We start from the raw sequence: 19,983 nt of genomic DNA, 5'->3' as shown, positions 1-19,983 counted from the left end.
CCCCGCCTTCGCGCGCGGCGCACGCGGCGCACGATATGGCGCGGCGGCGCGCTCAGATCGCGAGCAGCGACGGCGGGATTTGTGCGTACACCTCGAGCAGCGCCTGCACGGCATGCTGCTCGTTCTTCAAGAGCCGCGCCTTGGGCGCGCCGATGACGAGCGCGAACGCTTCGCCGTGAATCAGGAAACCGCGCGCGAGGCCGGCCACGTCTTCCACGCTTTCGCCCGTCGAGCGATGCCAGCCGTCGATCACGCCCTGGTCGACTTCGCGCTCGAACACCGCGCGGTCGATCTCGCGGCCGTCGGTCGTGAGCAGCGGCGGCGAGCAACTGTCGAGCAGCTTGCGGCGCGCGGCGGGCGCGAGCGCGCCGAGCAGCGCCTTGCCCGCGGCGCTCGCGATCGACATGAAACCGCCGGGCTCGTCGCTGTAGCGGATCTTCTGGCGCGACTCCATCACGTCGAGATAGACGACGCGATTGCCCGCGAGCGTGGCGAGCGCGGCGGTTTCGCCGGTCGCGTCGCGCAGCGCCGAGAGCAGCGGCTGGAACATCAGCGTCAACGGGTCCTCGCTGCAGATGTCGCGCGCGACGTGCAGCAGGCGTTGCGTGGGGTAATAGCCCGCCTTCACGCCCGGCGCGTAGAGGTAGCCCTTGGCCACCATCGTCTGCAACAGGGCATGACAGCTCGAAAGCGGGATCTCGGTTCGACGCGCAATTTCGCTGTAGATCATCGGTTGCCGGACTTCGGCAAAGAGGTTGATCACGTCGAAGACGCGGACTGCGGTTTTCACATCCATGATAGCATTATCGACATATCGATAGCGGTCTGACAATACGCTTACGGGTAAACACCTAAAACGACCGGAGCGCCAGCCGGAAGCCGATGCGTGGGGCGACCGCAGGGCAGCGCGTGCCGATCCGGCCGCTCGCGGCGAACGCGTTGGAGTCGGCGTTCAACAGCAGGAACACGCGGCTGCGTGGCGCATGCCGTAGCGCCCTTCGGGCGGGGTCTCCTGGCTGTCCTGATCCGAGGAGCGAGCCAGTCGCGGCATCGTCACCGTCACGCGTTGCGTGGCCTCGCCGCATTCCGGACACGGCGGCGCACTGTCTCGCGTGGCCACGCTGCGCGTGCATTCAAAGACACCGCAACGCTCGCATCGATAGTCGTACAGGGGCATGTCACCTTCCTCGTTCAAATTTCAGGGCGTGGAGCGTGAGCGCTCGTCCTGCGCTCTATGCCTGATCGTATACTTACCGTATACTTAGCGCATAACATTGTCATTCGATATCGTGTCCAATCCGTCCACATCCAGTTCAGAGAAGTTAGGCGAGCTCGCCTATCAGACGCTGCGCCGCATGATTCTCGACAAGGCCCTGCGCAGCGGCGGCGCCGTCGTCGAAGGGCGGCTCGCGGAAGATCTCAAGATCTCGCGCACGCCCATGCGCGAGGCGCTTCTGCGTCTCGAAGGCGAAGGCCTGCTCGTGCGCGCAGGCGCGCGTTCCTATTCCGTGCGCTTCGTGAGCGTGCAGGAATACTTTCAGGCGATGAAAGTGCGCGAGATGCTCGAAGTCGAAGCCGTGGGTCTCGCGGTCGGCAAGATCGACAAGAAGCAGCTTCAGGCGCTCATCAAGAAAACGCGTGCCCTGAGCAGTGGCCAGCAGGAGCAGGCGCACTGGCAGGTCGACGACCAGATTCACACGCTCATGGCGCGCGCGGGCGGCAACGAAGTGCTGGCGCGCACCATCGACATCGTGCGCACGAACAGCCGCCTGTTCGAACTTGCTACGCCGTTCAACCGGATCGAAGAAGATCGCGCCGAACACGTCGCGATTCTCGAAGCCTGCCTCGCGGAAGATGCCGATCTCGCACGCAGCGCCATGCGCACGCATCTTCAGAATCTGCGCCGTTTCGTGCTCGAACGGCTTGCCGAAGGATCGGTCGGCTGAATCCGGTCGCCACGCCGCGCAGTCGCGTCACAAGAAGCGGCGCCTGCGCGCCGCTTCTTTCCCGATGGCTCAAACGCCCAGCAGATTCGTCAACGCCAGCGCCACCGTGCGCGTGGCCAGCCGCACGTCCTCGACCTTGACGCGCTCATCCGCGCGATGGCCGTTCGCTTCCAGCAGCGTGCGCGGACCGGCGCCGTAGATCACCGTCGGCACGCCGGCTTCGCAATACAGCCGCGCATCGGTGTAGAGCGGCACGCCTTCCTCGGGGATGCGCGCGCCCAGCGTGACTTCCGCCGCCGCCTGCAACGCCGACGTGAGACGCTGCGCGCCGTCGATCGGACGCAGCGGCGACGTCACCAGCACTTCGCGAATCTCGACCGAGATGCCGGGCAGCGCCGCGGCCGTCTCGATCACGGCACGCAACTGCGCCAGCACGTCTTGCGCGGATTCTTCGGGCACCACGCGGCGGTCGAGCCGGAAGGTCACCTTGTCGGGCACGACGTTCGTGTTGATGCCGCCTTCGATCAGCCCGACCACGAGCGTCGGGTGCTCGATGCCGGTCGTGGCCGAGCGGATCTGGCGCAGGTCTTCGCGATGTGCGTACAGCGCGTTGAGCACGCGCACGGCGGCTTCGAGCGCGTCGTGCCCGGTGTCCGGACGGGCCGCATGCGCCGACTTGCCGCGCACGGTCACTTCGAGATGGATCGCGCCGTTGTGCGCCGTCGTGATCGCATAGGAAAACCCGGCGCAAATCGCGTAATCGGGCTTCACGATGCCTTCCTTGAGCAACCAGCCAGGACCGATCAGGCCGCCGCTTTCCTCGTCGTAGGTGAGGTGCAGTTCGACCGTGCCGGCGAGCGGCGCGCGCGCGTCGATCAGCGCCTTGAGCGCGAACGCGTAGGTTGCGAAGTCGGACTTCGAGACGGCCGCGCCGCGCCCGTACATCCAGCCGTCGCGAATCTCCGCGCCATAAGGGTCGGCGCTCCAGCCTTCGCCGGGCGGCACCACGTCGCCGTGCGCGTTGAGCGCGATCACCGGGCCCGCGCCGAAGCGATGCCGCACGACGAGATTCGTCACGCTGATCATGCCCGCGCGCTCGACGACCGGCGTCGGCACGCGATGGCGTTCGACGTCGAAGCCGAGTGCCTCGAGCGCCTGCGCGGTGAGTTCGGCGTGCTCGGCGCAGTAGCCGGGCGGATTGTCGGAAGGGCGGCGCACGAGGTCGGCGAGAAATGCGATCTCGTTGTCGAAGTTGTGATCGACGGCCTGGAACAATGCAGTTGTGAAGTGTGCGTCTGTCATTCGATTTGCCTTGAAAACAGGGGCGTTTGATGCAAACGCCCGAACATGCCGTTAATGGCGCAGGATCTTGCCGACGAACTCGCGCGTGCGCGTTTCTTGCGGCGCGTCGAAGATCTGCTGCGGCGTACCGGTTTCGACCACATGGCCGCCCGCCATGAACACGACCTTCGACGAAACTTCGCGCACGAAGCTCATTTCGTGCGAGACGATAAACATCGTGATGCCGTCCGAGGCCAGTTCGCGAATCGTGTCGAGCACTTCGTTCACGAGTTCGGGATCGAGCGCTGCGGTGACTTCGTCGAGAAACAAGACCTTGGGTTTGAGCGCGAGCGCGCGCGCAATGGCGACGCGCTGCTGCTGTCCGCCGGACAATTCGTCGGGATACGCTTTCAGGCGATGGCCGAGTCCCACGCGTTCGAGCAGCCGCTTCGCGTCGCGCTCGACTTCGGCGCGCGGCCAGCCCTTGATACGCGTGGGCGTGATGGTCACGTTGTCCATCACGCTCATGTTCTGGAACAGGTTGTACTGCTGGAACACGATGGCGATGTCCGAGCGCAGCGCACGCACGGCGGCCTTGCTGGCGTAATCGACTTCTTTGCCGTTCAGGCGCACCGCACCGGCTTCGGGCGGCAGCAGGCCCATCAGCACGCGCAGCAGCGTGCTTTTTCCGGAGCCGGACGGCCCGATCAGACTGACGATCTCGCCTTTGTCGACACGCAGGTTGATGCGCTCCAGCACCGTTTGCGTGCCATAGGATGCTTTGAGATCAACGATTTCGAGTTGCGGCAAAATTCTTCTCCAGGCGCTTACCAAGACGCGAGAGTGGATAGGACATGGCGAAATAGAGCACCAGTACCGTGCCGTACACCAACGTCGCGGAAAATCCCTTGTTGCTGAGCACTTTGCCCGCCGACGTCAGTTCCATGACGCCGATCTGCGAGGCCAGCGCGGTGTCCTTGATGAACATGACGAAGAACGCGAAGGTCGGCGGCAGGATTACGCGCCACGCTTGCGGCATGACGACGTGGCGCAGCGTCTGCATGAAACTGAAGTTCAGGGTTTGCGCGGCTTCCCATTGATTGCGGTGGACCGCGTCGAGACCGCTGCGCACGATTTCCCCGAGATACGCGCTTGCGATCAGGCACACGCTGCCGAGCGCCACCGTGAATGTCGAAAAATTCGCACCGAGCGATTGCGTCGCGAAGAACACCAGCATCAGCGTGACGAGAAAGGGCACGCGCCGGAACAGCATGCACCAGACGAATGCCAGCACGCGCAACGGGGCGGCCGCGCGCGAACGCGTCGCGCGCACGACGGCAATCGCGAAGCCGCCCGCGAATCCCGCGAGGCAACCGATGGCGGAGAGCGCGAGCGTGGTGCCGAATCCCTCCAGTAGCAGCAGGAGGTTGTAATGCGAAAACAGCTGCGCGATTTCCTGAATGGTCGAATCTGCCATCACCACACCTTCACTCTGGCGCGGCACACGTATCGGCCGAAGATGGCGAGCGCGAGCGTGGCCAGCAGCGTGATGACGATATAAATCCCTGCCGTCACGGTGAATGCCTCAACGGAAAGATAGGTTTCCGAACTGATGTTGTACGTGCGCCCGGTGAGTTCTTCCACGCCGAACACCGACGCCATCGAGGTGCCGAGCGTCATCATGATGAACTGGTTCGACAAGGGGGGGAACATGACTTTGACCACATGAGGAAAGATCACGTGCTGAACGATTTGCAGCGAGGAAAAGCCCAGCACTTCGGCCGCCTCGATTTCCGTGCGATGCACGGAGGCAAACCCGGCACGCTGGATTTCGCAAAGATAGGCGCCCGCGTTGAACGTGGCGCCGATCAGCACCGCCGCGTACGGCGAGAGCGTGATGCCCGCTTGTGGCAGCGCGAAAAAGAGAAAGAATATCTGCACGAGTTGCGGCGTATTCGTCGCGAACGTCACGTACAGGCGCACGATGCGGCTCAGCCACGCCGGCCCGAAACGCTGAATCGACGCGCACGCGAGACCGATCAGCATGCCGAACGCGAAGGCCAGCACGGCGATCTGCAGACTGAGCCACGCGCCGCCGAGCAGATACGGCCATTGCTCGAGAACGGGCCCGAATTGAAGCGTCATGTCGTGGGCGCTCCCTGGAAGCGGAAATAAACAATCAAGGTGAAATGCTCGCAGGCTGCCTTGCAGCGCCCGCGAGCGTGTTGCTTACTGCGCGGCGGCGACGGTGGGCGGCGCGGCGGTCGGGTCGTACAGCATCGGGCTGCCGAACCAGGTTTTCCAGCTCGACGCGATGTAACCCGACTTCTGCATGGCCGCGATCTCCTTGTTCAGGCGTTCGATCAGCGCCGTATTGCCTTTCTTCACGCCCACGCAGTCGTAATCGACTTCGATCGGCGTATCGACCACGCGCCACTTAACAGGATATTGCTTCGTATAACTGAGCATGAAATCAAGCACGTCGATCAGCGCGTCGGAACGGCCTTGCGCGATCGAACGCACGGCATCCGGGTAGTTGTCGAGCAGCAGCAGTTGCGCCTTCGGCAGCTTGTCCTGAATGAGCTTCACCGGCGTCGTGCCGCGCACCTGCACGAGCCGCACCGACGGGTCGTTGAGTTGCGTCCAGTCCTTGTACGGCTTGCCCGCCGTCGTCAGCACGCCGAGCACTTCGGTGTTCACCGGGTCGGTGAAATCGATCACCTTCATGCGGTCGGCGTTGCGCGTCATGCCGCCCATCACCGCGTCGATCTTGTCGGTCATCAGAAACGGCACGCGGTCGTTCGAGCCGACCGGCACGATTTCCAGCTTCACGCCAAGGCCGTCGGCGATCTTGCGCGCCACGCTGACGTCGAAGCCGTCGATGTTGTTCTTGGCGTCATAGGTGCCGAGCGGCGGCAGGTTCGGATTGATCCCGAAGACGATTTTTTTCGAGGCGAGAATTTCGTCGAGCGTGCGCGCGTGAGCGCCGGTAGAACCGAACAACGCGGCTGCCGCGACCGTCGCGGCGAGCATGCGTCCCAACATCGAAGGTTTCATCTGCTGACTCCGTGAGAAGCGTGAGGGTGGATCGAGGTGACGAACCGTCTGCGCGTGCGCCTTATTTTTGGCGATTTGTCGTATACGGTTCGTATACGATAGGATCAAAACATCGCCTAAATTCCTTGTCAAGCGAGGTGAAAAAGATGGCTTCGGACGATGGGATGCATGTGCACGGTCTGCGCGCCGCGCCGTGCGTCGAGCTGATTTACGACGGGCGGCCCGTGTCCGCGCGCGACGGCGAGAGCGTCGCGGCGGCGCTGTTCGCGGCGGGTATCCGGCGCCTGCGCACGAGTCCCCGGGCGCACGGCGCGCGCGGCATGTTTTGTCTGATGGGTTCGTGTCAGGAGTGTCTCGTGATGGTGGACGGCCGGCGCGCGTTGGCGTGTCAAACACCCGTGCGTGCGCAGATGCGCGTGGAAACCGTGGATCTGGACAAGGGCCCGGCGCGCCATGAATGAGTTCGACCTGATCGTGATCGGCGCCGGGCCGGCCGGCGTGCAAGCGGCGCTCGCCGCATCGTCGAGCGGCCTTGCTGTCGCTTTGTTCGATGAGAACGCACAGGCGGGCGGCCAGGTGTATCGCGCGCCGCATGGGGGCATCCCGGCGCACGGCGAGGCCGACCGCCAGGCCGGCGACGCGCTGCGGCACGCGTTGGCCGCGAGCCTCGTGCGTGTCTTCGCGGCGCATTCGGTCTGGGCCGTGACGGGCGACTATCGCGTCGATGCGGTCGGGCCGGACGGCCCGTTGCATTGCACCGCGCGGGCGCTGATCGTCGCAACGGGCACGACCGAGCGCGTCGTGCCGTTCGACGGCTGGACGACGCCGGGCGTCATCGGCCTCGCGGCGGCGACCATTCTCTTGAAGGCGCAGGGCGTGCTGCCAGGGCGCACGACGCTGGTGGCGGGTTGCGGTCCGTTGCTCGCGGCGGTTGCGGGCAAGACGATCGCGGGCGGCGGCGAAGTCGTGGCCATCGCCGATCTCGCGAGCAGCGCGGACTGGCTGCGCACGCTGCCCGCGCTCGTCACGCGTCCCGACTTGCTCGCGCAAGGTATTGCGTGGTGGCGCGCGATTCGCCGCGCGGGCACGCCGCGTTATGCGCGTCACACGCTCGAGCGCGTCGAACCCGTGGGCGAGCGCCTGCGCGCGACGCTCGCGCCTTGCGATGCGAGCGGGCGTCCGGTCGCCGGCGCACGGCGCACCGTCGACGTGGACTGTATCGCGGTGGGGCACGGCCTCGTGCCGTCGACGGAGATCACGCGGCTGCTGCGCGCGCGCCATCGATACGAACGTGCGGCGGGCGGCTGGATCGCCGATATCGACCGCGATGGCCGCACCTCGCGCGAACGCCTCTACGTCTGCGGCGACGGCGCGGGCATCGCGGGCGCGGCGGCCGCCGCCGCGCACGGCACGCTCGCCGGACTCGCATGCGCGCGCGATCTCGGCGCGAACCCGTCCGGCGTCTCCGATGCCGCGCTCGCGTCGGCGCGCGCCGCGCACGAACGCGACGCGCGTTTCGGTCGTGCGATGGCGCGTCTGATGGCGCTGCGCGAGGGACATGTGCAAGGCATCGGCCCGGACACGACCGTATGCCGATGCGAGGACGTCACGCGCGCGGACATCGAAGCCGCCTGCGAAGCCGGCGCGCAGGACGCCAATCAACTGAAGGCATGGACGCGCTGCGGCATGGGGCCGTGTCAGGGTCGCAGTTGCGGCGACGTCGCCGCTGAATTGCTGACGCATTGCGTGCCTGGAAAGACGCGCGAAGACGTGGGCGCATGGTCGGCGCGCACGCCGTTGCGTCCGGTCTCCGTCGCCGCGCTCACGGGCACCTACACCTACGACGACATTCCCATTCCGAAGGCGGCGCCGCTGTGAATACCGCAATCAATTCGAACGCAGCGACCGACGCGCAAGCAGCGCGCGACTTCGACGCCGTCGTGGTCGGCGGCGGCGTGATGGGCTGCACCACCGCGTTGTTTCTCGCGCGCGGTGGCATGCGCGTGGCGCTCGTCGAACGCGATGCGCTGTGCCGCGCGGCGTCCGGCGTGAACGCGGGCACGCTCACGCTGCATATGACGCGCGCCGCACTCGTGCCTTACGCCATGCGCGCATGGCCCATGTGGATGAACGCCGAAAGCTGGCTCGGCGCGGGCGTGGCCGCGACCGCGGCGCCAGGCCTCTCGCTGGCCTTCACGCCCGCCGAGCAGGAACTGTTGCGCGCGCGGGCCGCCGCGCGGCGCGAATACGGCGCGCAGATCGGCTTGCTCGATCCTGCCGCCGCGCTCGCTGTCGAGCCGGGTCTCAATCCCGCCATGCTCGAAGCCGCGCACTGCGAAATGGACGGTTTCGCGAGCGCGTATCTGACCGGCCGCGCCTATCGCGCGGCGTTGCGCGCGGCGAATGTCGAGATCGTCGAATACGCGGCGGTCAGCCGCATCGAGCGCGAGCGGGGCGCGTATCGCGTGCACGCCGAGCGCCGCGATGGCACGCCTGAGCGTCTCGACGGCGCGCGTCTCGTCCTCGCCGGCGGCGTGTGGCTCGAACCGATGCTCGCGATGCTGGACGTGCACGTGCCGGTGAAAACGCTCGTCAACCAGTTGATCGTCACCGAACGCCTACCGCCCGTGATGCGGACCGTGTTGAGCATCGCCAACGGGCTGCTGTCGATGAAGCAGTTCGACAACGGCACGGTGCTGATCGGCGGCGGCTGGCAAGGCGTGGGCGACCGCGTGAACGGCCCCGTCGAAACCATTCCGCAGAATCTGCAAGGCAATCTTCGCCTCGCGCAGCACGTGATCCCCGCGCTCGCGAACGCACGCGTGGCGCGCATCTGGCTCGGCCTCGAATCGGAAACCGCCGACGCCATGCCGATGCTCGGGCCGATTCCGGGCCACGACGCCGCCTGGGTGATCGGCTGCGTGCATTCCGGCTACACGAGCGGTCCGTTCATGGGGAAGCTGCTCGCGCAGGCGATGCTCGGCAGCGAGCCCGATTTACCGCTTTTCGATCCCGCGCGGCTGGTCGTCGCGCCGGGTGCCCAGTCCACGCATTCCAGCGCTCACCGAGAACCGAAGCCATGATTCCCGCACGAGAATTTCCCTTTCATGGCGTCTACGCCGCTACGCTGTGCCCGCTCGACGCCGAGGGCCGCCACCTCGACGAAGCGGCGCTGCGCCGTCATCTCGCGCAGGTCGCGTCGGTCGATGGAATTGTCGGACTCCTGATCAATGGCCATGCCGGAGAAAACTTCGCGCTTTCGCGCGAGGAAAAGCGTCGTGTGGTGGAGATCGCACGCGAGGTGTGCGGCGCGCAGTCGATCATCGTCGCCGGTATCAATTCGGAGGACAGTTATCAGGCGCAGGCGCATGCCGACGACGCAAAAGCGGCGGGCGCCGACGCGCTGCTGCTGTTTCCGCCGTATTCGTGGACGCTTTCCACCGATCTCGCGACGGTCGTCACGCACCATCGCATCACGAACGCGAACGCCCAGTTGCCGCTGATGCTCTATCAGGCCGGGGTGGGTACGGGGGCGATGGCGTACACGCCGGAGATGCTGGCGGCGCTGGTCGCGTTGCCGAACGTCGTCGCGATCAAGGAGGGCAGTTGGGAGACCGCGCGTTATGAGGCGAATCGGCGGCTGGTGCAGGCGCTCGCGCCGCACGTCGCGGTGATGGCGTCGGGCGACGAGCATCTGATGACCTGTTTCGCCGTGGGTACCGAGGGCTCGCTCGTGAGTCTCGCGGCCGTGGTGCCGGAGTTGATCGTCGAACTTTATCGCGCGATGCAGAGCAACGATCTCGTGACCGCGCGCAAGGTGCACGAGCGCGTGTATCCGCTCGCGAAAGCGATTTACGGCACCGCGCCGGGCTTTCTCGCGAATGCGCGCCTGAAGGCGTGTCTGCATCTGCTCGGCCACCTGCCTGGGGCGGCGATGCGGCCGCCCGTTGCGCCGCTCGACGCGCAGGAGATGCACGCGCTCGAAGCCGCGCTCGCGCACGCGCTGCACAAGGATTCAGCCCATTCAGCCGATCTCACCGATTCCGCAGTTTCCCACCGGAGCCATTCATGACCCAAGCGAAGCGAACCCTTATCCGCGGCGGCCGCATCGTCACCGCTGTCGACGATTATCACGGCGATATCCTGATCGAGGGCGAACGCATCGTGTGTATCGGCGCGCGGCTCGAAGCCGGGCCGGACACGCGCGTGATCGATGCGACGGGCCGGCTCGTGCTGCCTGGCGGCGTGGATGCGCACACGCATATGGAAAACACCTTCGGCCCCTCGGTCACCTGCGATACGTTCGACACGGGCACGCGCTCGGCGGCGTTCGGCGGCACGACCACCATTATCGATTTCGCGTTGCAGGAAACCGGTACGAGCCCGCTCGACGCGATCGCGCGCGCCCAGGCCAAGGCCGGGTCGGTCTCGCATATCGACTACGGTTTTCATGTGATCGTGACGCAAGTCGACGAATCGGTGCTCGGCGACATGCGCTATGCGATCCGTCACGAAGGCGTGTCGAGCTTCAAGATGTTCATGGCGTATCCGGGTACGGTCATGTCCGATGATGCCGCGATCTTTCGCGCGATGCGCATGGTCGGCCAGCACGGCGGCATGATCGCGCTGCACGCGGAAAACGGCACGGTCATCGACCTGCTGATTCGCGAGGCGCTCGAACAAGGCCACACGTCGCCGCGTTATCACGCGCTCACGCGCCCCGCGCTGATGGAAGGCGAGGCCACGCATCGCGGCATCAAGCTCGCGGAACTTGCGGAGGCGCCGGTGTATTTCGTGCATCTGTCCGCGAAGGAAGCGCTCAAGCACGTGATCGAGGCGCGCGATCTGGGGATTCCCGTGTTCGCGGAAACCTGCCCGCATTATCTTTTCTTCGACGATTCCGCCTACGCCGACGACAGCTTCGATGTTGCGCGTTACGTGATGAGCCCGCCGCTGCGCTCGAAGGAGTCGCAGAACGCGCTATGGACCGCGCTCAAGACCGATGACCTGCAACTCATTTCGACCGACCATTGTCCATATTGCTTGAAGGAGGGCCATCTCGGGCGCGTGAATCAGAAGCCGCTCGGCGAGAACGACTTTTCGCGCATTCCCAATGGCGTGCCGGGCGTGGAGACGCGCATGACCGTGGTCTACGACGGCGGCGTGGGCACGGGCCGCATTTCGCTGAACCGCTTCGTGGAATTGACGTCGACTGCGCCGGCGAAGTTGTTCGGACTGTTTCCGCGCAAAGGGACGATTGCGGTGGGCAGCGACGCCGATATCGTGCTGTTCGACCCCGACGCCACGCAGACGATCAGCGCTGAAACGCAGCATGGCGCGTGCGATTTCACGCTATTCGAAGGGCGCAACGTGACGGGGCAGGTCAAGACCGTGCTGCTGCGTGGCGAATGCCTGATTGAAGATGGCGAGTGGGTGGGCCCGAGCGGCCAAGGCCAGTTTGTCGCGCGCGGAGAACTGGGCGTGCATTGGTAGGGCGTCGGGAGCCTGGCGTGCGTTTGCATCGTCGATAGCCGGTCTCGCGCCGTTCAACGCGCGGCCAATGCGGAGATCGGTTCGCGCACGATTCAAGCAAAAGAGGACACGCATTGCGGACGTCGCGTCATTTGGCGCGGCTCGCATTAAGGTCTGTGCGCTTCGGGAACCGATATTCGGCGGAAACCGCGCCCCTGTGCCAATCCCCGCCTGTTGCCTTTCATTTTCATTGGATCGGACGCTTGAGCGCGCGAGCGGCGCGATGTGCCGTATTATGTCGCTGGGAAACGCTCTCAGCCTTTGCCGCTCACCGCCATGACAGAAACCGTGCAGCTACCGACCGGAAATTCCAGCGCGCCATTCGACGTGGAATGGGATGCGGGCGATCTGGGTTGCGGCGAACTGCTGCTCAAGCTCCGTGTGAGACTGAGGACCATGCCGGGCAAAATCATCAGACTGATCGCACGGGATCGCGGCGCGATCGAGGATATCCCTTCATACTGCCGGATTACCGGGCATCAACTGCTGCGTGCAGAACCAGAGAAAGGAATTTTTTTCATCAAAGCGAAGGGTTAATACTGGCTGTCATCGAAAAGCATTAGCCTTCGTTTATCCACAGTGCAAGAAAACCGGGAGAGTAACGTGTCTGGAAAATTCGTGGTCAGTCTGACTCGAGCCAAAGACGACACCGACAGGGCGACGGTTGCCTTTGTCGTGGCGAACGCGGCCGTTGCCAGCGAGAAAGACGTTGTCGTTTTTCTGAATATCGAAGGCACGCGTCTCTCGCAGTCCGGTTATGCGGACGATATTCACGAGTCCGGCTTTGCGCCGCTCAAGGAATTGATCACGAGCTTCGTCGAAGCCGGCGGCAAGATTTACGTCTGTTCGCCGTGCTTCAAGAAACGCTCGCTCGATGAAGACAAGCTGATTCCCGGCGCGAAGATCGTGGGTGGCGCCATGCTTGTCGAATTCATGAGTGAAGGTTGCCCCAGTCTCAGCTACTGAGGGCGCCCATGACATCTCTCCACACGCTCGCCGGCGTCGCCGGCGCCGGATCGTCACGCCTGTTCGCTTCACGGTCCGAAGCGCATTCAGAAGCGAAACGCCCCCGCTCACGCCGAACCTGGTGGCAGGTCTGCACATCGCTGGCGCTCCTTGCGTCGATTGCGCCACTCGCTGCGCGCGCGGCGGATTCCGCACCCGCCCAGCAGGCTTCGTTTCGCACGGAGAACCAGCTGGTCGTCAAGGTGCCGGCCGGTGCGAAGCAGGTCCGCATCTGGTTTCCCGTTCCTCAGCAGACGCCATGGAACGAGGTGAAGTCATTTAGCGTCGACTCGGCTTACCCCGTTGAGTATCACCGGGATTCGTGGGGCAATCGGGTTGGCTATATCGACGTCGAGCAGCCGAATGCGGCGACGATCGACATCACGGAGCATTTCGACCAGACGCTCACCGAGCGCAAGACGCGTCTCGATCCGTCGAAGACGCGTCCACTCACCGATGCGGAACGCACGGCGCTACAGCGTTATTTGTTGCCGACGAGTTATGTCATCGTCAACGACCAGATCAAGGGCCTCGCGAAACAGATTGTCGGCGACGAGCAGAATCCGATACTCGCTGCTCGCAAGCTCTACGACTGGACGCTCGATCACGTGACCTACTGGGTGGAGTATCCGGACCGTATGAAGCCCTCGGATTTCGGCAGCACGGACTTTTGCCTGCAGACGAAGAGCGGAAATTGCACGGACTTCCACTCGCTGTTTTCGTCGCTCGCGATGGCGGACGGCATTCCGACGCGGATGGTGTATGGCTCGCTGCTCAAGCCGACGCTCGACGGCGTGAAAGTCGATGCGAGCTATCACTGCTGGATCGAGTTTTACGCGCCGAATTACGGCTGGATTCCGCTCGACGTGTCGCTCGCGAATGTCTATGGCAAGGAATTTCCGCTCACGGACCAGAACCGAACGCTGGTCGAGCGGACCACGGCGACCGGCTATCACGGACTCGACAAAAGCAAGATCGACTACTACTTCGGCAATCTCGACGATCGCCGCTTTTCGTGGTCGACCGGTCGCGACCTGATGATGCAGCCGCCGCAACAGGACGGCCCGGTCAATTCGCTGGCGACGCTTTACGTCGAAGTGGACGGCAAGCGTTACACCGGCTGGACGCGCAAACTGACTTACACGCAGACGTCCGGCAAGAGCGAGTGACGCTGGCCGGTGCGCATGCGCACCGCGCGAGTACCTGTCGATAACGGTGGGACACGCTCGCCTGCGCCGAAGTCGGTGCAGGCGAGCGAGTTCGAAGAATAGCGGGGCATCGGCATGATGGAATCGTCTTCACAACACGCGTATGAACCGGCCGTCAGCTTCGACGGCGGCGATCTCGATTGCGGAAACGGCCTGCTGCTGCTGATTCGCAAACATATCGACCCGCTCGAACGCGGCCAGTTGCTGGAGATCCAGTCGACGGAAACCTCGGTCGAATCGGACCTGCCCGCATGGTGCCGTATGACGGGCAACGAGCTTGTGTCGTGGACGAAAGACGGCAAGCGCCGCAGCTTTCTGGTGAGCAAGGGCGCGTTCGCGAGCGGTGCGATGCGAGCAGGGCCGATCGACGAGGCGCTTGAGCGCGAAGCGCGTCAGCGTGCGTCGATCCAGATCGTGCCCGTCGCGATTCCGGCTTCCTTGCCCGCGCCGTCGCCTGCGCCGTCGATCCGTCCTTTGTCGGTCATGGGGATCGGGAGCTGGCCGCGACCGAGATGGATGCTTCAGGCGCTGCACGATCATATCGAGGGCCGGCTCGACGACGCGGCTTTTCAGGCCAGCGCAGACGACGCCGTGCAACTCGCGATCGCGGCGCAGTTGCGTGCGGGCGTCGATGTGGTCACCGACGGCGAGCAGCGGCGCGATAGCTACGCGAGTTTTGTCGGCGGCCTGCTCGACAACTGCCAGTTGATTCCGCTGACCGATCTGTTGCCCTATGTGGATGATCCGCAGGCGTTCGAGCAGGAATTGAGAGCGCTCGATGTACCGGCGGCCGACGTGCGGCATCCGGCCGTGTTCGGGCCGCTCGGGCGCAGCCAGCCACTCGCGGTGCACGAGATGAACTACGTGCGCAGCTTGACCGCGCTGCCGGTGAAAGTCGCGCTGCCCGGTCCCTATCTGCTGACGCGGACGATGTGGATGGAGTGCGTTTCCGACCGCGCCTATTCGAGCCGCGAAGCGCTCGCCGCCGATGTCGTGCGGATACTGCGGGAAGAACTGGCGGCGCTGCTCGCGCAGGGTGCGGCGCTGGTGCAGTTCGACGAGCCGGTATTGTCGGAGGTGGTGTTTTCCGGAACGACGAGTCAGCGCAGTTTCATGTGCGGTGCGCTATCGGAAAAGAGCGATCCGCAATCCGAGCTGGCGTTTGCACGAAGCCTGCTGAATGCCGTGGTCGATGGCTTCCCGATCGATCGCGTTGCCGTCCACATGTGCCGGGGGAACTGGACGGCCGACGAAAGCAAGGCCATGACGGGGGATTATCGTCCGCTTGTCGATACGCTGGCGGCGTTGAATGTCGGCACGCTTTTCCTCGAACTCTGCACGCCGCGCGCCGGAGAGATGGCGCTTCTCAAAGGCTTGCCCGACTGGCAGCGTATCGGCGTGGGACTCTGCAATCAGAAGCACGCGCACGTCGAACCGCTCGACGAGGTGTTGCGCAGGGCGGAGCAGGCGATCGGCCTGTTCGGCAAAGAGCGCGTGCTGTTCAATCCGGACTGCGGTTTTGCGACATTCGCCGACGCGCCCGTGAGCGGCGCCCAGATTGCAGAAGCCAAACTGCGGACGCTGGCAGAGGCTGCCGCAATTCTGCGGGAACGGCATGGTGTTTGATGTCGTGAATTCGCCGCTTTCTGATAAGTGGCGTGCGCGCTAAATCGACGCCACTAGCTCCTCGCTAAACGCTTGCGTTGAATCGGCGGGTCGTTTTCATCGATGCTGTCTTTCAATCGCTGGATAAGCTCAAGTATCTCCGGCCTTCGCTCCTGCTTGCTTGTGACGATGTAATTGGCGAGCGGATTCGCGACAGTACGCCGGTCCAATCGAACGAGTTGGCTTCCGTGCAGCCGGGTTGCCGCAATGGGCAGGCGGGCCAAGGCGATCCCCAAACCTGCCTCCGCTGCAGAAAGGACGAGTGTGTAATCCTCGAATCGCCGGTCGTGTTGCCGACGCTTGAGCGAGACGTTATGGCCGTCGAACCACGCACGCCATCCCGTCAAATCCGAATCGTGCAGCAGTGGGTGAGCCAGTAATCCATTGGGATCGTTTGCCTTTATTTTCGCGGCGATATCAGGATGTGCTACCGGAGTGAGCGTTTCTGGCAACAGCAATTCAGCATGAAGCCCAGGCCAGTTTCCGCGACCATAGCGAATGGCCAGATCGGCCTCGCCGCCCGCAATATCAACGTGACGTGACCCGACGTCGAGCTGTATTTTGAGTGGATTCGCGCCAGCTTCGAGTTGAGCGAGTCGATCGAAGAGCCAAAGCTGGGCGAACGAGGATACAACGCTCACTCGCACCAGTCTTGCAACGGCGCGTGTACGCCATTGGTCGGCCGCGACATCGATGATATCGAAAGCCTGGAGCACCTGTCCGACAAAGCGTTGCCCATCTGGTGTGAGCTCGATCCCGCGCCCGTGGCGCTCGAAAAGCCGCACGCCGAGCCAATTTTCGACAGCGGCTACGCGCCGGCTGATGGCCCCATGCGTGACGCCGCTGGCGGTCGCCGCCGCACTGAAAGATCCCGCCTGAGCAACCAGGCAGACAGTCTCGAGATTGGCAAGCGGCGGACGAGCTTTGGGGATGTGTTTCAAATTCACACCTCGTTGTCGAACTGTGCGCTAGCTTATCAGAGCCGTCAGCCCACACAATATGGCCTTCGATCCTTTTCCAGTGTGTGGAGGCTCCATGAATGTCTCGTCGGCTCTCATCGCCATACTCACGGCACTTCTGCTCGGCGCGATAAGTCCGGGACCGAGCTTTATTCTCGTTGTCAGAAGTTCGCTGGGATTGTCGCGGCGTGACGGGCTTGCCACCGCCATCGGGATGGGCGTTGGGGGAGTCTGCTTCAGCGGCATCGCGCTGGCGGGCCTCTATACGCTGTTGAACAGCGTGGAATGGCTATATGGCGGACTCAAGATGGCCGGAGGCGCGTACCTGATTTACCTCGCCCTGAAAATCTGGCGAGGTTCATCGGAGTCAATTGTGATTGACCGTATTCGCACCGAGGCGGCGCATAGTCTGGGGCGATCATTCTGGACGGGATTGACCACACAGCTGACCAACCCAAAGACCGCCATTGTCTACGGAAGTATTTTCGCGGCCTTATTGCCGCAGCATCCGCCGTTGTGGTGCTACGTTGCGCTGCCGCCGCTCGTCTTTGCCGTAGAGGCCGGATGGTACGCCACGGTGGCCGTGTGTTTTTCCGGCCACGTTCTTCGAGACCGCTACCTGAAATCCAGGGTTTGGATCGACCGTTGCGCATCGGCTGCAATCGCTGCGCTTGGACTGCGGTTGATGTTCAGTGTCTATAAACGCGCCTGACTATTGGACTATTGGACTATTGGCGAATTTTTGAATAGACCCGCGTATTGCGCAGCGTCCCGTCGGGCTCGATTCGCGAATGACGTAATATGCCTTCGAGCGCCATGCCGATTCGTTCACACAATCGCCATGCATTCGGGTTCAGGTCGTCGGTGAAAACTTCCACGCGATGGGCCGAGAGCGCGGTGAAGGCCAGATCGACGATGGCGCTAACGGCTTCGCTCACCAAGCCTTGTTTGGTCCAGGCGGTTCGGCCCCACCAGCCGGCCTCAAACGTGCCGGCTTTCCAGCGCGGGTTATGAAGCCCGCCACACCCGACCAATTCACCGGAATCACGCAGCAAAAAGAGAAAAGGAAAATCGCGACGCGCGATGAAGTTCGACGCCCCAGTCCGGCAGAAGATTTCCGAGGCTTCAACGGAAGGCTCCTCCATTGCCCAGGGCAACGACGCTGGAAATGCGCGTAACGCTTCCAGTGATTCAACCGTCGCTTCGAAGACTTGCTGACCATCACCCGGCCGAGGCGCGCGAATGATTAGTCGCTCGGTGTAAATCGTATCGGGTAGATCAATCAGGACAGGCTGCATGGAGACGGCTCCAGGAGAAACAGAAGCGATGGCTGTTCGGTGCTCGATGGCTGTTCGGTGCTGATTGTCGGCGATCGAAACGGCGATGTCGACAGTTGAATCGGCCGCACCGTTTAATCATTCATCGTGAGCGTGATCTGGACGATGGACCGCCTCCAGCCGCTGACGATTGAACGAAACGCGTGAACGCTTTCAGTCACCAATCCAGCGCCTGCGCAGCGCGCATGTCACGACATTTTCTGCACCCATTGACTGCGCCAGGCCGGGGCGTCGAAAGGCTCGGAAAAATACTGGGTTTCGTGGACGACCTTGCCGTTTCGGAACGCCATGATGCTGACTGTCAAAGCGTCGCGATCGTTGTACGTAATCGTGTATTCGGTAATCCACAGGTCGCCGTTGCCTTGCATACGTCTCACATCGAAGCCCGATGGCCGGGCGGGATGCGCGCCGCGTAGCGCCTGCAGATTCGCGCGCCCGAGAATGCGTTCGCCGGATTGCGGGTAGTCGCAGATTGCATCCTCGGCGTAGATCTGATGTTCCGTTTCCAGGTCGCCGGCCGCCGACGCTTGCCAGTGCGCGGTCAGGGCGTCGAGTATCGCTTGATCGTTCATGGTCTGTCTCCGAAGTGTCTGGACGTTTTGATGCAAGGGTATTTCGTCGGAAATTATGGAGAACCGGCCTCCCGTTGGAGGCGTTTTGTTGATACGTTGATGAGAGTTATTCGCCACATTAAGCGGCGACGCCGACGAAATGAAAGCGTGATGAAAGATTCGGTGAAAACATTCGTGCTTTCATTGTGAGTACATTTCGCTCGCCCGCAATGCAGGCGATGCCCGAAAACAAACAGGGCACGGTTCACACCGCGCCCTGTCCGCATCCAGCGAGCGAATTCAACACGCGATTCAGCGCCGCGCCCGCTCCACTTCGAGATAACGCTCGTGCAGCGCCTGCCCGAACACGGTATCGACCTCGCGCGGCACGCCCACGCGCGTGAACAGCGCGATCGGCGGCAGCGTCCAGTCGAAGGTGTAGGGCACGATCGCCACGCCCGCGATATGCACGAGTTCCTCGGCGATATCGGCGGGCACGATCGACACGGCGTCGTCGTTGGCCACGATCATTTCGCCGATCAGGCGCGACGTATAGCTCTCGACGATCGGCACCGGCGGCGAGACGCCCGCGTGCAGGAACAGGTCGTCGATCTGCTCGCGGATGGGCGTGTTGGGCGCGCCCAGAATCCAGTCGAGTTCCGCGAGCTTCTGCCAGTTCGCCTTGCTGCGGCCGAGCCGCGCGGCCAGGCGGCGGCTCGCGATCAGACGCGGCGTCTGCTGATGCAGCACCTCGAAGCGCAATTGCGCGACGTCGACGGTCGCCGACGCGCGGCCAATCACGATATCGAGCGTGTGATCGCGCAGTTGCGGCAGCAGCGCGTCGCTGGTGCCTTCGTGGATCGTCATGGTCACGCGCTGCGGCAGGCGCGACTGCGCGAGCCGGATCGCCGAGGCGAGCGTGCGCCCCGAAATGAACGGAATCACGCCCACGTGCAGGCGCGCGGCGTGGCCCGAATGCACGGCCTCGATGTCGCGCGCGAGGTGGTCGAGATCGTGCAGCATGGCCTGGGCGCGCGCCAGCACGACGTTGCCGAGCGGCGTGGGCGTCATGCCGCGCGGCGAGCGGTCGAACAGCGGCGCGCCGAACATGCTCTCCATTTCGGCCAGCGCATTGGTGACGGCGGGCTGGCTCGTGGCCATGTGCTCGGCCACGCGGGTCAGCGACCCGTGCTGGCGGATCTGCAGCAGCAGCACGAGGTGACGCATTTTCAGGCGCGTATTGAGGCGCCGGGTAACTTCTTCGATGCTGAAAGACACGTTCTGCTTATCCACGGGGCTACCGGAGGGGTATCCGGGGAGGTATCAGGAAAAAATAATGGCCCCATACTAAATCAAAATGGGGAGCTGATGCCGGCTCACTAGAATCGCCTCATTCGAACATGACCGCCGCGCCGCCCGCGCGCCCGGCACACTATCAGAGT

22 protein-coding genes are annotated in these 19,983 nt (G+C 63.6%); 11 read left to right on the top strand and 11 right to left on the bottom strand.

The genetic code is table 11. The features are described 5' to 3' along the window. Positions 1-52: 52 nt before the first annotated feature. On the bottom strand, positions 53-796 hold the full coding sequence (locus tag SB764_RS05590; RefSeq protein WP_065057973.1) for an IclR family transcriptional regulator: 744 nt from the start codon (positions 794-796) through the stop codon (positions 53-55). Between the two features lie 156 nt (positions 797-952). After that, complete coding sequence (locus SB764_RS05585) at positions 953-1,177, bottom strand: FmdB family zinc ribbon protein (protein ID WP_074982515.1); 225 nt, start codon at positions 1,175-1,177, stop codon at positions 953-955. A 112-nt stretch (positions 1,178-1,289) separates the two neighbouring features. Here SB764_RS05585 and SB764_RS05580 point away from each other — a divergent pair, with 112 nt between their 5' ends. Next, positions 1,290-1,946, top strand: coding sequence for a GntR family transcriptional regulator (locus SB764_RS05580; RefSeq protein ID WP_082991695.1), 657 nt, complete (start codon positions 1,290-1,292; stop codon positions 1,944-1,946). A 69-nt stretch (positions 1,947-2,015) separates the two neighbouring features. On the opposite strand, the gene SB764_RS05575 is transcribed toward SB764_RS05580, so the two are convergent. From SB764_RS05575 to SB764_RS05555, 5 genes are all read right to left on the bottom strand, one after another. Further along, positions 2,016-3,248: an ArgE/DapE family deacylase gene (locus SB764_RS05575; protein ID WP_321900903.1), complete on the bottom strand. Its 1,233-nt coding sequence runs from the start codon at positions 3,246-3,248 to the stop codon at positions 2,016-2,018. A 51-nt stretch (positions 3,249-3,299) separates the two neighbouring features. Then, a complete protein-coding gene (locus SB764_RS05570; RefSeq protein WP_074982509.1) occupies positions 3,300-4,037 on the bottom strand; it encodes an amino acid ABC transporter ATP-binding protein in 738 nt (245 codons plus the stop codon). Further along, complete coding sequence (locus SB764_RS05565; RefSeq protein WP_321893535.1) at positions 4,015-4,704, bottom strand: amino acid ABC transporter permease; 690 nt, start codon at positions 4,702-4,704, stop codon at positions 4,015-4,017. The genes SB764_RS05570 and SB764_RS05565 overlap by 23 nt, the downstream gene beginning before the upstream one ends. Beyond that, positions 4,704-5,372 carry an amino acid ABC transporter permease gene (locus tag SB764_RS05560; RefSeq protein WP_065065466.1) on the bottom strand — a complete coding sequence of 223 codons (669 nt, stop codon included), beginning with the start codon at positions 5,370-5,372 and terminating at the stop codon, positions 4,704-4,706. The genes SB764_RS05565 and SB764_RS05560 overlap by 1 nt, the downstream gene beginning before the upstream one ends. Positions 5,373-5,456: 84 nt before the next feature. Beyond that, positions 5,457-6,284, bottom strand: coding sequence for a transporter substrate-binding domain-containing protein (locus tag SB764_RS05555; protein WP_410862867.1), 828 nt, complete (start codon positions 6,282-6,284; stop codon positions 5,457-5,459). A 146-nt stretch (positions 6,285-6,430) separates the two neighbouring features. On the opposite strand from SB764_RS05555, the gene SB764_RS05550 reads away from it, so the two are divergent. The 9 genes from SB764_RS05550 to SB764_RS05510 all read left to right on the top strand — a co-directional run bounded on the left by SB764_RS05550 (position 6,431) and on the right by SB764_RS05510 (position 15,655). After that, positions 6,431-6,745 (top strand): (2Fe-2S)-binding protein, encoded by a 315-nt coding sequence (locus SB764_RS05550; protein WP_231957782.1) that lies wholly within the window; start codon positions 6,431-6,433, stop codon positions 6,743-6,745. After that, a complete protein-coding gene (locus SB764_RS05545; protein ID WP_410862865.1) occupies positions 6,738-8,162 on the top strand; it encodes an FAD-dependent oxidoreductase in 1,425 nt (474 codons plus the stop codon). The genes SB764_RS05550 and SB764_RS05545 overlap by 8 nt, the downstream gene beginning before the upstream one ends. Then, complete coding sequence (locus tag SB764_RS05540; protein WP_231957781.1) at positions 8,159-9,367, top strand: NAD(P)/FAD-dependent oxidoreductase; 1,209 nt, start codon at positions 8,159-8,161, stop codon at positions 9,365-9,367. The genes SB764_RS05545 and SB764_RS05540 overlap by 4 nt, the downstream gene beginning before the upstream one ends. Then, complete coding sequence (locus SB764_RS05535) at positions 9,364-10,356, top strand: dihydrodipicolinate synthase family protein (RefSeq protein WP_065065463.1); 993 nt, start codon at positions 9,364-9,366, stop codon at positions 10,354-10,356. Before SB764_RS05540 ends, SB764_RS05535 begins: the two co-directional genes overlap by 4 nt. Continuing rightward, positions 10,353-11,777 carry a dihydropyrimidinase gene (gene hydA, locus SB764_RS05530; RefSeq protein ID WP_321855293.1) on the top strand — a complete coding sequence of 475 codons (1,425 nt, stop codon included), beginning with the start codon at positions 10,353-10,355 and terminating at the stop codon, positions 11,775-11,777. Before SB764_RS05535 ends, hydA begins: the two co-directional genes overlap by 4 nt. 300 nt (positions 11,778-12,077) lie before the next feature. Continuing rightward, positions 12,078-12,353 carry a sulfurtransferase TusA family protein gene (locus SB764_RS05525; protein ID WP_231957780.1) on the top strand — a complete coding sequence of 92 codons (276 nt, stop codon included), beginning with the start codon at positions 12,078-12,080 and terminating at the stop codon, positions 12,351-12,353. A 42-nt stretch (positions 12,354-12,395) separates the two neighbouring features. Beyond that, positions 12,396-12,782, top strand: coding sequence for a DsrE family protein (locus SB764_RS05520; protein WP_234774709.1), 387 nt, complete (start codon positions 12,396-12,398; stop codon positions 12,780-12,782). 8 nt (positions 12,783-12,790) lie between these two features. Then, positions 12,791-13,990 (top strand): transglutaminase-like domain-containing protein, encoded by a 1,200-nt coding sequence (locus tag SB764_RS05515; RefSeq protein ID WP_074982501.1) that lies wholly within the window; start codon positions 12,791-12,793, stop codon positions 13,988-13,990. 357 nt (positions 13,991-14,347) lie between these two features. Beyond that, positions 14,348-15,655: a 5-methyltetrahydropteroyltriglutamate--homocysteine methyltransferase gene (locus tag SB764_RS05510; protein ID WP_410862862.1), complete on the top strand. Its 1,308-nt coding sequence runs from the start codon at positions 14,348-14,350 to the stop codon at positions 15,653-15,655. A 53-nt stretch (positions 15,656-15,708) separates the two neighbouring features. Here SB764_RS05510 and SB764_RS05505 read toward each other — a convergent pair whose 3' ends face one another. After that, positions 15,709-16,635: a LysR substrate-binding domain-containing protein gene (locus SB764_RS05505; RefSeq protein ID WP_221224571.1), complete on the bottom strand. Its 927-nt coding sequence runs from the start codon at positions 16,633-16,635 to the stop codon at positions 15,709-15,711. Between the two features lie 94 nt (positions 16,636-16,729). On the opposite strand from SB764_RS05505, the gene SB764_RS05500 reads away from it, so the two are divergent. Continuing rightward, on the top strand, positions 16,730-17,365 hold the full coding sequence (locus tag SB764_RS05500; RefSeq protein WP_110326763.1) for a LysE family translocator: 636 nt from the start codon (positions 16,730-16,732) through the stop codon (positions 17,363-17,365). 16 nt (positions 17,366-17,381) lie between these two features. Here SB764_RS05500 and SB764_RS05495 read toward each other — a convergent pair whose 3' ends face one another. From SB764_RS05495 to SB764_RS05485, 3 genes are all read right to left on the bottom strand, one after another. Then, entirely contained in the window at positions 17,382-17,951 is a 570-nt protein-coding gene (locus SB764_RS05495; RefSeq protein ID WP_074982498.1) for a GNAT family N-acetyltransferase, read from the bottom strand. Between the two features lie 227 nt (positions 17,952-18,178). After that, positions 18,179-18,562 carry a nuclear transport factor 2 family protein gene (locus SB764_RS05490; RefSeq protein ID WP_065065456.1) on the bottom strand — a complete coding sequence of 128 codons (384 nt, stop codon included), beginning with the start codon at positions 18,560-18,562 and terminating at the stop codon, positions 18,179-18,181. A gap of 291 nt (positions 18,563-18,853) precedes the next feature. Further along, positions 18,854-19,768 carry a LysR family transcriptional regulator gene (locus tag SB764_RS05485; RefSeq protein WP_221224281.1) on the bottom strand — a complete coding sequence of 305 codons (915 nt, stop codon included), beginning with the start codon at positions 19,766-19,768 and terminating at the stop codon, positions 18,854-18,856. Positions 19,769-19,983: the final 215 nt, after the last annotated feature.

Source organism: Paraburkholderia sp. SIMBA_027 (assembly GCF_046535315.1).
In the GTDB taxonomy this organism is placed as follows: domain Bacteria; phylum Pseudomonadota; class Gammaproteobacteria; order Burkholderiales; family Burkholderiaceae; genus Paraburkholderia; species Paraburkholderia tropica.
Note: the sequence above shows the minus strand (reverse complement) of the source record. Positions and strands in the feature narration are given on the sequence as shown.